At 72.5% G+C, this 13,497-nt stretch carries 9 protein-coding genes; 5 read left to right on the forward strand and 4 right to left on the reverse strand.

The annotated features are described in order from the left end of the window. Positions 1 to 4 precede the first annotated feature (4 nt). The 3 genes from FDO69_RS14470 (at position 5) to FDO69_RS14480 (ending at position 4,872) form a co-directional block, all read left to right on the forward strand. Positions 5 to 3,214, forward strand: a complete 3,210-nt coding sequence (locus FDO69_RS14470) for an SUKH-4 family immunity protein (RefSeq protein ID WP_104780198.1) — start codon at positions 5 to 7, stop codon at positions 3,212 to 3,214. A gap of 169 nt (positions 3,215 to 3,383) precedes the next feature. Continuing rightward, on the forward strand, positions 3,384 to 3,845 hold the full coding sequence (locus FDO69_RS14475) for a carboxymuconolactone decarboxylase family protein (protein ID WP_104780199.1): 462 nt from the start codon (positions 3,384 to 3,386) through the stop codon (positions 3,843 to 3,845). 142 nt (positions 3,846 to 3,987) lie between these two features. After that, positions 3,988 to 4,872 (forward strand): cellulose-binding protein, encoded by an 885-nt coding sequence (locus FDO69_RS14480; RefSeq protein ID WP_104780200.1) that lies wholly within the window; start codon positions 3,988 to 3,990, stop codon positions 4,870 to 4,872. A 188-nt stretch (positions 4,873 to 5,060) separates the two neighbouring features. Here the strand turns inward: FDO69_RS14480 and FDO69_RS14485 are convergent, their stop codons facing one another. The 4 genes from FDO69_RS14485 to FDO69_RS14500 form a co-directional block, all read right to left on the reverse strand. Beyond that, the gene (locus FDO69_RS14485) at positions 5,061 to 6,674 is read right to left on the reverse strand and encodes a sodium/solute symporter (protein WP_104780201.1); all 1,614 of its coding nucleotides are present in this window, start codon (positions 6,672 to 6,674) and stop codon (positions 5,061 to 5,063) included. After that, entirely contained in the window at positions 6,671 to 7,120 is a 450-nt protein-coding gene (locus FDO69_RS14490) for a DUF485 domain-containing protein (RefSeq protein ID WP_104780202.1), read from the reverse strand. The genes FDO69_RS14485 and FDO69_RS14490 overlap by 4 nt, the downstream gene beginning before the upstream one ends. A gap of 256 nt (positions 7,121 to 7,376) precedes the next feature. Further along, positions 7,377 to 7,922: a GNAT family N-acetyltransferase gene (locus FDO69_RS14495; RefSeq protein WP_104780203.1), complete on the reverse strand. Its 546-nt coding sequence runs from the start codon at positions 7,920 to 7,922 to the stop codon at positions 7,377 to 7,379. A gap of 21 nt (positions 7,923 to 7,943) precedes the next feature. Continuing rightward, entirely contained in the window at positions 7,944 to 9,437 is a 1,494-nt protein-coding gene (locus FDO69_RS14500) for an MFS transporter (RefSeq protein ID WP_104780204.1), read from the reverse strand. 470 nt (positions 9,438 to 9,907) lie between these two features. Between FDO69_RS14500 and FDO69_RS14505 the strand changes: the two genes are divergently transcribed. After that, positions 9,908 to 10,696, forward strand: a complete 789-nt coding sequence (locus FDO69_RS14505; RefSeq protein ID WP_104780205.1) for an ABC transporter ATP-binding protein — start codon at positions 9,908 to 9,910, stop codon at positions 10,694 to 10,696. Next, positions 10,693 to 13,272, forward strand: coding sequence for an ABC transporter permease (locus FDO69_RS14510; RefSeq protein WP_104780206.1), 2,580 nt, complete (start codon positions 10,693 to 10,695; stop codon positions 13,270 to 13,272). The genes FDO69_RS14505 and FDO69_RS14510 overlap by 4 nt, the downstream gene beginning before the upstream one ends. Positions 13,273 to 13,497 lie beyond the last annotated feature (225 nt).

The following is a 13,497-nucleotide window of genomic DNA, read 5'->3' on the forward strand; positions in this document are numbered from 1 at the left end:
GGCGATGGTGACCTTCGCGCAGGCGCAGGAGCGCGCCGAAGAGTGGATCAACGGGGATGTGCCGTCGTACCAGCATCGTGAGGTGCGGGTGCGGGAGTTCGACCTCGGGTTCGTGGTGTGGGCCGAGGACCGGGCGGACGGGCCGCGCTCGGACGGCGGTGCGCAGCGGCTGGTGATCGCGCGGGACAGTGGCGAGGCGACGTTGTGGCCCGGGTTGCCGGTGGGTGAGGTGGTCCGCCGGTACGAGGAGGAGTACGGCCGTCCGGACGCGGTGGACGAGCCGGCCTCGGCCGCGCCTGCGGCAAGGGTGGATCTGAACCAGACGTCGTTCCTGCTGACTCCGCCGGAGTGGTTGCAGGACGCGGCTGACAAGCTGGGCATTCCGGATCGGCGGGGTGCGGGGGCTGGGGCCGGGGCTCAGGCGGCTTCTGCTGCCGGGGAGTCGGGTTCCGGCTCTGCTGCCGGTCCTGGTCCTGCTGCCGGTCCTGGTCCTGGTTCCGGTTCCGGTTCGGCGGTCGGCGGCGGGGGGTTCGACGGGGGTGCTGTGACTCCTGCGCAGGGTGCGCCCGCCGCGCCGGCCAGTGGTGCGTCGTGGCCGGTGGCCGGGGGCGAGGATCCCGGGGCCGACGCGGGTGCTTACGGGGCTCCGGCGACGCCGGGTGCGTCGGATGTGCCGTCTGTGCCGGAGGGGGCGACGCCCTGGGCCGGTACGGACACCACGGCGGACGGGGGTGACGACCGTTCCGTGCCGCTGCCGGCGACGGTCTTCGCGCCGCCGCTGGGCGAGGCCGACGGCGACGTTCCGCCGCCTCCGACGATGCCCGAGGCCAAGACGACTCTGATGTCGGGTGGCAGTCAGCTTCCGCCGACGGCGCTGTCGCCTGCGGTCGACGACCCGAACGCCCAGGGCCCGGGGGCGGCGTCCGCGCCTGGTGGCCCGGGGTACGGCTATCCGGCAGCGCCGGGAGGTGCTCCGGGAGCGCCGGGGACGCCGCCCGGTGGTGTGCCGCAGGGCAGCACGCCGCCGCCGGCGCCCGGTGCACAGCCGTACGGGTATCCGCAGCAGCCGGTGAGCACCCCGCCGCAGGGGAGTACGCCGCCGCAGGGGAGTACGCCACCGCCGGCCGCCGTGCCGGGTGGGGCGCCCTACGGGTACCCGCAGGGCGGCGTCGGTGCCGCGGGGGCGGCCGGGCCCGCCGGGTCCGGTCCTGCTGGGTCCGGCGGCCCTGGTCCCGCTGGTCCTGGTCCTGCCGGTTCTGCTCCTGGTCCCGTCGGTCCTGGTCCCGGCGGTGTGCCGCATCCGCCGGCCGGGCCGGGGGCCGCTGCGAACGCCGGGGACATCGCCGACGCCGCGACCAGCAAGGCGGCTCCGCCGCCCGGGCGCCGCGGTGCGGGTCCGTCCACCCCGCCCCCTCCGGGCGCCCCGGGGACGCCCGGTGCTCAGCGGGGCCATACGCCTGTGCCGTCCGGGCCCGGGGCGCCCGGCACTCCCGCGGGCGGGTACGTCCCCACGCAGATGGTGTCGGCGCTCGGGCCCGACGGCCCGGGTGGGCCCGGGGACTCTTCGGGTACGGGCGTGCCGATGCCGCCGCCCGGGGCCCCTGGCGCCCCGAGTGCGCCCGGCGTTCCGCAGGCGGGCCCGGGTGCTCCCGGCGCTCCCGGCGCGCCGAATCAGCCCGGGCCTTTGGGCACGCCGAACCCGCCCGGGCCTCCGGGCACGCCGAACCCGCCCGGGCCTCCGGGTGCGCCGCAGCCTCCGGGCGCCCCGGGCGGTACGCCGCCCGGCGGTGTCCACCACGCCGCCACGATGCTCGCCGACCCCGGCCGGATGGGCCCGGGCGCGCCGCAGCCGCCGGGAGCGCCCGGCGCGCCCCAGCCTCCGGGTGCTCCCCACCCGCCTGGTGCGCCCGGCGTTCCGCGGCCTCCGGGTGCCCCGGGTGCCACACCGCCCGGCGGGCCGGGGCCCGTGCACCACGCGGAGACCATGCTGGCCGCGCCCCCGGCGGGCGGGCCCGGTGTGCCTCCGCCGCCGCAGGCCCCCGGCGCACCACCGGCCGCCCCGGGTGCTGCCCCGGGCGCCCCTGGCACGCCTGGTGCGCAGCCGGTGCCGCCGGGAATGCCGGGTGCGGTGCCGCCCGGCATGCCGCCCGGTGCCATGCCTCCGGGCGCGATGCCGCCGCCCGGCGTGCCCGGGCCCGGGCAGCCGCCGGCGTACGGCTATCCGCAGCAGCCCACCGGGCAGCCGACCGTCGGCCCCGGCTACCAGGCCGTGCTGCGCTATCGCGCGCAGGACGGTTCCGAGCAGCAGCTGATCCGGCGTTCGGCGCCGGGCACGCCGCACCCGGAGTGGCAGATCTTCCACGAGCTGCGGGCCATGAACGTGCCCCCGGACCAGGTGCTGGAGCTGCACACCGAGCTGGAGTCGTGCGAGCTGCCGGGGGCGTACTGCGCGCGGATGATCCGGGAGCAGTGGCCGCAGGCGCGGATCACGAGCATCGCGCCGTACGGGACCGACCACGCGAGCCGGCAGCAGGGCATGCAGCAGCTGCTGGCCCACCAGGGCGAGTTGCACCAAGTGGCGGACGGCCCGGCGCGTCCGGCTCCGGTGCGTGCTCCGCTGCCGCCGGTGCAGGCGGCTCCGCCGATTCCGCCGGAGGCCATCGGGCAGGAGCTCGCGGCCGCGTTCGGGCCGGGGGTGTTCCGGTTCGAGCAGGCCGCCGTGTCGCGGCAGGGGGTGCCGCCGATCGTGGCGCACACGCTGGTGGCGGCCGGACTGCCGATGGACATGGGCCCGTTCTTCTGGGCGCAGGCTCAGCCGGGCAGGCCCGTTCCGACGCTGGCGGAGCTGGCGGCCGAGCGCGGTGTGCAGCCGGCCTCGGACGCGGGTTCCTATCTGGTGATGGGCAGCGACTTCGGCAAGGCGATCTGCGTGCAGTACGGCACGGCGAACATCGTCGCCGTGCCGGTGGAGGCCGGGCCGGGTGGGGCGCCGGTGCCGCCGCAGTTCGTGAACACCGGGCTGCCGGAGTTCGCGCGCTGCCTTGCGCTGCTGGGGCGGATGTGGCGGCTGCGGTTCGGGCTGAACCAGGAGCAGGCGGGCCGTTGGACCGTCGACTTCCAGGCCCAGCTCGCCGCGCTCGACCCGGCGGCGCTGGGGTCGCCGGAGAGCTGGTGGTCGGTCCTGCTGGAGGAGATGTGGGACGGACTGCTGTGACGCGTCGCCGCTGACGTGCCGTATGGAGCCGGGTTCGGTCGCTCGCACGACCGGGCCCGGCTCTTTCGTGCCCGCGGTGAAGAATTCTCGCGCCGGGCTGTCACACCTCCCTCCGCCGTTCCGTCAGTGCAGTGACAGCGATGCACCGCCGACACAGGAGGCAGAGATCATGCAGGCACGGATGACGAACCCGGCGTATGTCCTTTCCGGTGCGATGAAGGGCATCGGCACCCTCTTCCAGGCGATCGGTGAGGGCGGTCTGGCGCAGGACGTGGCGGAGATCGCCGGGTTGCGCGCCAGTCAGATCAACGGCTGCGGGGCCTGCGTGCACGGTCACGTGGCCAACCTCCGCAAGGCCGGGGCGAGTGAGGAGCGCATCGCGGCCGTCGCCGCCTGGCGGCACGCGCCCTTCTTCTCGGACGCCGAGCGGGCCGCGCTGAAGCTGACGGAGGCGATGACGAGGCTTTCCGACCTTTCGGGGGAGTCGGTCCCGGACGCGCTGTGGGACGAGGTGGCCGACCACTTCGACGAGAAGGAACTCTCCGCGCTGATCCTCACCGTCGCGGTCACCAACATGTTCAACCGCATCAACACGACCATCCAGGAGCCCGCGGGCACCAGCTGGGGCTGAGCGGCCTACGGCCCGGTCGTGGTTCCGTGACCTCCATGCGGAGTGTCGCGTTATGAGCGCTTCCGTCTGATCCACCAAGATGTGCGCGAAATCATCCGATTTCTAGCGCGACGTCACATCGGTGTGGTGGAGAGGGGTCCGGATGAGCGGCACGACGGGGTCACCGCACGGCTTCAGGGCCGTGCGGGGGCGCGGCTACCGTCCCGAGCAGGTCGACCAGTACGCCGGGGCCCTCTCCGCGGACCGGGACGCGGCCTGGGAGAGGGCAGCCCGGCTGACGGTGCTCGCCCGGCAGATGGACGAGGAACTGGGGCGACTGCGCGAGGCCGTGGACCGACTGCCCCCGCAGCACTACGACACGCTCGGCGAGGGGGCCCGGCGGCTCTTCGAACTCGCCGGACAGGAGGCCGCGTCCGTGCGGGAGGGGGCGCGCGTCGAGGCGCTGCACCTCCTGGACGGGGCGCGGGCCTCGGCGGCCGACGTGCACGAGTCCGCCCAGACGCACGCCGACGCCGTGCGCGCCGATGCCGACGAACGCGTCCGGCAGCGGCTGCTCGCCGCGCATGCCGAGGCCGACGAGATCCGGGGCGCGGCCCGGCGTGAGGCGCAGGAGGAGCGGGGCGAGGCGCTGGCCGCGTTGCGGGAGATGGAGCAGCGCACCTCCGGGATGCTGGCCGAGCTGGACAAGGAGCACGCCGAGCGGTGGGCCGAGACGGAACGGGCGGAGGCCGCCAGGGGGACCGCGCTCGACACCGAATACGAGCAGGAGATGAGGGCCGCTCACGACGCGTTGTGCGAGGCGGAGCAGGCCTACGCCGACGCGGAAGCGTCCGCCCAGGACCTGGACGACGAAGCCCAGGACCGTGCGGCGGAGTTGGTGGCCCGGGCTCGCGAGCACGTGGAGACCGTGGAGGAGGAAACGGACCGGCTCCTCCACGAACACGCCGGACAACGAGACGACGCCCGGGCCCACATCGACCACATCCACGCCAGCCTGACGCACTGGGCGGGACAGGTGGCGGAGTGATGCCGACGACCGGTGGGAGGGGCGGCGGCGCCGCCCCTCCCACCGGTCGTACGAACGCCCACGGCCGACGGCACCAGCCGGCGCCGGTCTCGCGTCCGCAGCTCGGCCCGCAGGCCGTGTCCGCCGCCCGCTGCCCGTCCAGGCGGCGCCGCCGTACGGACGCCGCGCCGGCTGCCGTGCCGTTCGTGTCAGTGGTCCCTGCGGGCCGCGCCCGCCAGGATCCAGCCCTCCACCGCCTCGTACTGGTGGCGCTGTTCCTCCGACTGCCGGCGGCCGGAGGCCATCGTGCCCAGCCAGCCGCAGGCGAAGCCCAGGGGTATGGAGAGCAGGCCGGTGGTGGTGAACGGGAACCAGTTGAAGTCGGCCTCGGGGAAGGCCGAGACGGGTGAGCCGGAGACCAGGTTGGTGCCCGGCATCAGCAGCAGGACGGCCAGGGAGCCGCCGATGAGGGTGCTGAGCAGGCCCGTTCGTGTGTAGCGGCGCCAGAACAGGCTGTAGACCAGCGCGGGCGCGATGGCCGAGGCGCCCAGGCAGAAGGACAGCGTCACCAGCCATTGCAGGCTGCGGTGCTGGACCTGGGTGGCCAGGAGGATCGCGGAGACGCCCACGGCCAGGGCCGACAGCCGCGCCACGGTCATCTCGCGCCGCGGCGACATCTCCTGGACCCGGGCCGCGAACACGTCGTGCGCGAGGGAGTTGGCGCAGGCCAGGATCATGCCGGCGACGGAGGCGAGCAGCGTGAGGAAGACCGCCGTGGTGACGGTCGTGAACAGGAACGTCTCCGCCGCCGACACATCCGCTCCGAACGCCGCCTGCGATCCCAGCAGATACGCCGTGTTGCCCTGCGGGTCGACCTGCGCGATCAGCTCCCGTCCCACCAGCGCGGTCGCGCCGAAGCCGACGACCGTGATGACGAGCACGAACAGGGCCACGCCCGACACCGCCCAGGACATCGAGCGCCGCACCTGCCGGGCACTGGAGGCCGTGTACATGCGCATGGTGACGTGCGGCAGGACGCCACCGCCGAGGACGACCGTCAACTGCGCGGTGATCATGTCCAGGTCGGGGCTGGGGCCGCCGGAGAACTGCAGGCCCGAGGAGAGGAACGCCGAGCCCACGCCGCTGTTCTGGGCGGCCGCGGCGAACAGGGCTCCCGGGTCCCAGTCGAACCGGTTCAGGATCAGCACCGCGACCACCAGGCCGGAGCCGAGCAGCATCACGATCTTCAGGATCTGGATGAGGGCGGTGCCCTTCATCCCGCCGATCGCCGCGTAGCTGATCATCAGCGCACCCACGCCGATGATGCAGCCCGTCTGCAGTGACTCGCCGGAGAAGCCGAGGATGAACGCCATCAGCTGTCCGGTCCCCGCCAACTGCACGAGCATGAGCGGCAGCAGCGCCGCCAGGGTCACCGCGCAGGCCGCGATGCGGACGCCGCGTCCGGGCATGCGCCGGGTCAGCGCGTCGCCCATGGTGAACCGGCCCGCGTTGCGCAGCGGTTCGGCCAGCAGGAACATCAGCAGCATCAGCGACAGGGCCGTACTCAGCGCCAGCACCACCCCGTCGTAGCCGAACAGTGCGATGACGCCGCCGGTGCCGAGGACGGTCGCTGCGGAGATGTAGTCGCCGGCGATCGCCAGGCCGTTGCGCATGGGCGACAGGGAGCTGTAGCCGGTGTAGAACTCGTCCAGGTCGTCCCGGTCCGGGCCGGTCATCACGCACAGCAGCAGCGTGATGGTGGCGACGGCGGAGAAGCCGACCAGGGACATCGTCTGGGCGTTACCGCTGAAATCGGTGGTCATCGGGCCCCCTCCCGCTTCGCGTCCAGCTCGGACAGCTTGCGTATCCGGTCCGCGATCGGGTCGACGCGGCGGCGGGCCGTCTGCTCGTACAGGGCGATCGCCAGCCACGTCACGGGGACCTGGATGAGCGCGAGCAGCAGTCCGGTGGGCAGGCCGTCGGTGACGGTGCTCGTCATGAACGACGGCGCGAACGCCGACAGGATCAGGAAGAGGGTGAAGTAGCCGAGCGCCGTGAGCGTGGCCACGCGCCGCTGCCAGCGGTAGGCGCTGCGCAGGACCCGCAGGTCGCTGTGGTGTCCGAGCGCGGCGTGGCGCTGGGGACGCCGTCCGGCCGGTTCGGGCGCCTCCTGCGGGGCCCAGGGGTAGGTGTCGTACGTGTACGGGTCGTAGGGCGGGGGTGGATCGGGTGGTCGGTAATGGTGGGACGGGGACGGGTCGTAGGACATCCCGGTGCTCCTTGCGAGGTGGGATCCGGTGCGGCGGGCCGCAGGGAGGTGGGGGGCGGGAGCCACGCACGCTACTTCGGGGTAGGGGTCCTGCGCGAGGGTTTCGGCAAACTGATCGGTCGGTATGCGCTTACCTTTCCGACCTCGGGTGTAACCCGCGCCAACCCGGTCTTCTCGCAGTCGTGGAGCGCGGGCAGGCCGACCATCGCGCTGGCGTCACCTGCGGCGACAGTGGCGTTCCGAGTCGTCCGTAACCTCAGATACCGCCCCGGAAGGGGGCCGGGGTCGCGGCCCCAGGGCCGTCGGGGGTGGCGTCGAGGAGCCGGAGCTCGTAACGGACCCCCGGCCGTCCACCCACCGTCGTGTTCTCCACCCGGACGAAACCGCTGCGGGCCAGGACCCTCATGGAAGCGGGGTTGTCGAGGGTCGTGCGCGCGGTGAGGGACGTCAGGCCGTAGTCGGTCGCGGCCAGCCGGCACACCTGCGCGACCGCTGCCGTCGCCACGCCCCGGCCGGCGGCCCGTTCGCCGATGCGGTAACCGAGTTCGGCGCTGCCGTCCACCAGGTCCATCAGGTTCACCCGGCCGATCAGTTCGCCCTCCTCCCCGAGGACCACATGGAAGCGGCACACGCGCGCGTGCTGCTCGTCGAGGAGCGCCCGGAGGCGTGCGGCGAACCCCGCCGCCGTGAAGAAGGCGTCCCCGCGGTCCGGCACCGTGCGGGCGAAGTACGCCCGGTTCTCCCGCTCGAAGGCCAGCAGGGCGTCCGCGTGATCCGCCCGCAGGGGCTCCAAAGTCACCATGGGCGCCGAGGATACGGAGGCTCAGTCCGTCAGTACCGGGAATTTCCGGGGCGCGAGGAACAGCAGTACCAGGAACGCCAGGGCCGCCGCGCACGCCGCCCCCAGGTAGACCGCGTGCACCGCCTCGGCGATCGCCCGCCGGGTCGCCTCCGGCGCGCTGCCCGAGTCGAGCGCCCGCGTCACCGAGTCCAGGTCGCCCGCGCCGCCGAGCCGCGCGGCCAGCACCCCGTTGGCGACCGCGCCGAACACCGCCGCGCCGATCGTCTGGCCGGTCTGCCGGCAGAACAGCACGGACGCGGTCGTCGTGCCGCGCTCCGCCCATCCCACCGTCGACTGCACCCCGACGATGAGCGGCAGCTGGAACAGGCCCAGTGCGGCGCCGAGCAGCAGCATCAGCAGCGTCGGCTGCCACGCCTGCCCGGGGTAGGGCAGGAAGGGGAACGCGAACAGGATCAGCGCGGCCGTGCCGATGCCCAGCATCGCCGTGTTGCGGAAGCCGATCCTGCGGTACACGTGCTGGCTCAGGGCCGCCGACACCGGCCAGCTCAACGTCCATACGGACAGCACGAATCCGGCGGCCACGGGTGCCAGGCCCAGCACCGACTGGGCGTAGGTGGGCAGGAAGACCGACGGCGCGACCATCAGCAGACCCAGCGCGCCCAGGGCCAGATTGACCGCGGCGATCGTGCGGCGCCGCCACACCCAGCCCGGGATGATCGGCTCCGCCGCCCGGCGCTCCACCAGCACCACGACCGCGACCAGGGCGAGTCCCGTGCCGAACAGTGCCAGGGAGGGCGCCGACAGCCACGGCCACGCCACCCCGCCCTGCACCAGTGCCGTGAGCAGGACGCCGCCGCAGGCGAACACCGCCAGCGCGCCCGCCCAGTCGACGCGCGCGTGCGCGGTGGTTTCCCGCTCCGGCTCGTGGAGGTGACGGACGATCAGCCACAACGCGACCGCGCCGATGGGCAGGTTGATCAGGAAGATCCACCGCCAGTCCGCGTACGCGGCGAGCACCCCGCCCAGGCCCGGGCCGGCGACCGCGGACACCGCCCACACGGTGGAGAGCTTCGACTGGATCCTGGGGCGGTCCTTCAGCGGGTACAGGTCGGCGGCGAGCGTCTGCACCGTGCCCTGCAGCGCGCCGCCGCCCAGGCCCTGCACGACGCGGAAGGCGATGAGCGCCCCCATGTTCCAGGCCAGCGCGCACAGCAGGGACCCGAGCAGGAAGACCACCGAGCCGGCTATGAGGACCGGTTTGCGGCCGAAGGTGTCGGAGAGCTTGCCGTACACGGGCAGGGTGACGGTCACGGCCAGCAGATAGCCGGAGAACAGCCAGGAGAAGACGGAGAAGCCGCCGAGGTCCCCGACGATCTGCGGGACGGCCGTCGAGACGATGGTCGCGTCGAGCGCCGGAAGCGCCATCGAGAGCATCAACGCCGCGACGACGGCTCCGCGCCTGCCGGTCGCGGCGGGACGTGCGGCCTCTCGTGCCGCGGAACTGGTGTTGCCCACCCCGGTGCCTCCCCCTCGCCCCGGCCGCGCCCGCGCCACGGGTCCCGTCGTATGCCTGCCCCTTGCAGCTACCTGCCGCGGACAGCTTCCCACTTGACCCTGACGCAGCGGGAGGGTGGAGCCTGAGTGGGCCGGGGGGTGGAGCGAACCCTGAGACGGCCTCCACCCTCCGGTGGAGTGCCCCTAGGGGTACCTCCGTACTACGACCTGGGGAGGGTTCGTACCGACGGAGGACGAGAGGGCCGGGGGGCCTTCCTTAACCTGGCTTTACGCCGCCGGGGGGCGGTCCGGGACACCGGCGGGGGTGGGGTTTTCCACAGCAAAAGACTGCGCTGAACACCAGGGCGCGGTACCCCTCCCCGCCGCGAGACTGAAACGCGTCGGACGGATTCCTGATCCGGCACCGCGCACAGCGGCTGCCGACCAGGCGACCGCCTTCACCATCTGCTGACCGATATAGGAGACATACCGTGACTTCGGCTGTGACCATTCCCAGGCACGGGGGTACTGGAGGGCGTACGGCCGTTGCCGCACGGGCGCGACAGGTCGTGAAGGCGTACGGATCGGGAGAGACCCGGGTCGTCGCCCTCGACCACGTCGACGTGGACATCGCACGCGGCCAGTTCACCGCGATCATGGGCCCCTCGGGGTCCGGCAAGTCCACCCTCATGCACTGCCTCGCCGGCCTCGACACCGTGACGGGCGGCCAGATCTATCTCGACGAGACCGAGATCACCGGGCTGAAGGACAAGAAGCTCACACGGCTGCGCCGGGACCGGATCGGGTTCATCTTCCAGGCGTTCAACCTGCTGCCGACGCTCAACGCGATCGAGAACATCACGCTGCCCATGGACATCGCGGGCCGCAAGCCGGACAAGCAGTGGCTGACGCGCGTCGTGGAGACCGTCGGGCTCGCCGACCGCCTCAAGCACCGGCCCACCCAGCTGTCCGGCGGCCAGCAGCAGCGCGTCGCCGTGGCGCGGGCGCTCGCCGCCCGGCCCGAGATCATCTTCGGGGACGAGCCGACCGGCAACCTCGACTCCCGCGCCGGCGCCGAGGTCCTCGGCTTCCTGCGCCGGTCCGTCGACGAGCTGGGCCAGACCATCGTGATGGTCACCCACGACCCGGTGGCCGCCAGTTACGCGGACCGGGTGCTGTACCTCGCCGACGGCCGCATCGTCGACGAGATGTACAAGCCGACCGCGGAGGCCGTCCTCGACCGCATGAAGGACTTCGACGCCCGGGGGCGCACGTCATGACCGTCATGAAGACCTCGATGCGCAACTTCTTCGCGCACAAGGGGAGGATGGCGCTCTCCGCGATCGCCGTCCTGCTGTCGGTCGCCTTCGTCTGCGGCACGCTCGTCTTCACGGACACCATGTCCACCACGTTCGACAAGCTCTTCGCGGCCACCTCCTCCGACGTGACGGTGAGCGCCAAGGGCGCCTCCGACAGCGGTGAGACGACCGCGGACAACGGCAAGCCGCCGGTCATGCCGGCCTCCGTGCTGGGCGAGGTCCGCAAGGCACAGGGCGTGAAGTCCGCCGAGGGCGCGGTGTTCTCCACCTCGGTGACCGTCGTCGACGCCGGCAAGGACAACCTGTCGCCCTCCAGCGGCGCCCCGACCATCGTCGGCGGCTGGAACGCCAACGAGGCCCGCACCATGAAGATCACCTCCGGTGCGGCCCCCAAGGACGCCGACCAGATCATGGTCGACGCCGACACCGCCGACAAGCACGACCTGAAGCTCGGCGACGAGATCGGTGTGATCAGCGCGGTCGGCACCCACACCGCGAAGATCTCCGGCATCGCCGACTTCACCGTCACCAACCCCGGCGCCGCGATCTTCTACCTCGACACCAAGACCGCCCAGCAGGCCCTGGTCGGCGAGAGCGACGTCTACACCAACGTCAACGTCACCGCGGCCGCCGGCGTCAGCGACGCGCAGCTGAAGAAGAACGTCACGGCCGAACTCGGCGGCGCCTTCCAGGTGAAGACGGCGAAGGAGACCGCCGACGCCAACCAGAAGGACGTCGCGGGCTTCATGAACGTCATGAAGTACGCGATGCTCGGCTTCGCCGGGATCGCCTTCCTCGTCGGCATCTTCCTGATCATCAACACCTTCTCCATGCTGGTCGCCCAGCGCACCCGGGAGATCGGCCTGATGCGGGCCATCGGCTCCTCCCGCAAGCAGGTCAACCGTTCCGTGCTGGTCGAGGCGCTGCTGCTCGGCGTCGTCGGTTCGGTGCTCGGCGTCGGCGCGGGCGTCGGCCTCGCCATCGGCCTGATGAAGCTCATGGGCCAGATGGGCATGGAACTGTCCACCGACGACCTCACGGTGGCCTGGACGACCCCGGTGGTCGGCCTCGTCCTCGGCGTGATCGTCACCGTGCTGGCCGCCTACCTGCCCGCCCGGCGCGCCGGCAAGATCTCACCGATGGCCGCCCTGCGCGACGCGGGAGCCCCCGCCGACGCCAAGGCCGGCTGGATCCGGGCCGCGATCGGCACGGTCCTCACCGGGACGGGCGGCTTCGCCCTCTACCTCGCGTCGGAGGCCGACAAGGCCAAGGAGGGCTCCCTGTGGCTCGGCCTCGGCATCGTGCTGTCGCTGATCGGCTTCGTCGTCATCGGCCCGCTGCTGGCCGGCGCCGTGGTCCGCGTCCTCGGCGCCGTCCTGCTGCGCATGTTCGGCCCCGTCGGCCGCATGGCCGAGCGCAACGCCCTGCGCAACCCGCGCCGCACCGGCGCGACCGGAGCCGCGCTGATGATCGGCCTCGCCCTGGTGGCGTGCCTGTCCGTGGTCGGCTCCTCCATGGTGGCGTCCGCCACCGACCAGCTCGACAAGACCGTCGGCACGGACTTCATCATCCAGTCCGACCGGAGCCAGCTGATCACCCCGCAGGCGGTCCAGGCCGTGAAGTCGTCGCCGGACCTGGCGCACGTCACCGAGTACAAGTCGACCCAGGCCGACTTCACCACCCCTGACGGCAAGACGCTCAAGGACACGGCGATCACGGCCGCCGACCCGACGTACGCGACCGACCTGAGCACCGAGACGGTCGCCGGCAAGCTCCCCGACGCCTACAAGGCCGACTCGATGTCGGTCCACGAGAAGTTCGCCAAGGACCACGGCATCCGCCTCGGCTCCAAGATCAAGGTGGCCTTCAAGGACGGCTCCGCGGCCGACCTCACCGTCCGGGCGATCACCAGCAGCGACGTCGTGATCGACGCGGGCTCGATGTACACGTCCATCGCGACGCTGGCCAAGTACGTCCCGGCCGACAAGATGCCGCTGGACTCGCTGGTCTTCGCCAGCGCCGAGGACGGACGGCAGGACGCCGCCTACACGTCCCTGAAGTCGGCGCTGCACGACTACCCGCAGTACATCGTGCGCGACCAGACCGACTACAAGGACGCCCTGAAGGACCAGATCGGCCAGCTGCTCAACATGATCTACGGCCTGCTGGCCCTGGCGATCATCGTCGCCATCCTGGGTGTGGTGAACACGCTGGCCCTGTCGGTCGTGGAGCGCACCAGGGAGATCGGCCTGATGCGGGCGATCGGTCTCTCGCGCCGCCAGCTGCGCCGCATGATCCGTATGGAGTCGGTGGTCATCGCCCTCTTCGGTGCCCTGCTGGGTCTCGGACTGGGCATGGGCTGGGGCGCCACGGCACAGCAGCTGCTCGCCCTGGAGGGCATGGGGGTCCTCGACATCCCCTGGCCGACGATCATCGGCGTCTTCATCAGCTCGGCGTTCGTGGGCCTGTTCGCGGCACTGATCCCGGCGTTCCGGGCGGGCCGGATGAACGTCCTGAACGCGATCGCGACGGAGTAGCGGCCGCACGCCGATCCCACCCACACCACCGCATACGGGGGTTGCGGTGAACCCGGCGCCGGGAAGTCCAGGACTTCCCGGCGCCGGGTGCTGCGCGCAGCAAGGGCTCGGCCTCCAGCCCGGCTGCTCCGAGCGGCGGGGCGGGCACAGGTCCGGGGCTCGGGGGCGGGCCCCGGGGCCAGGACACCGACGCCGAGTACCTCACACCGGCCGCGCAGCAAGGCC

Source organism: Streptomyces tibetensis, from assembly GCF_007655005.1.
Taxonomy (GTDB): Bacteria; Actinomycetota; Actinomycetes; order Streptomycetales; family Streptomycetaceae; genus Streptomyces; species Streptomyces tibetensis.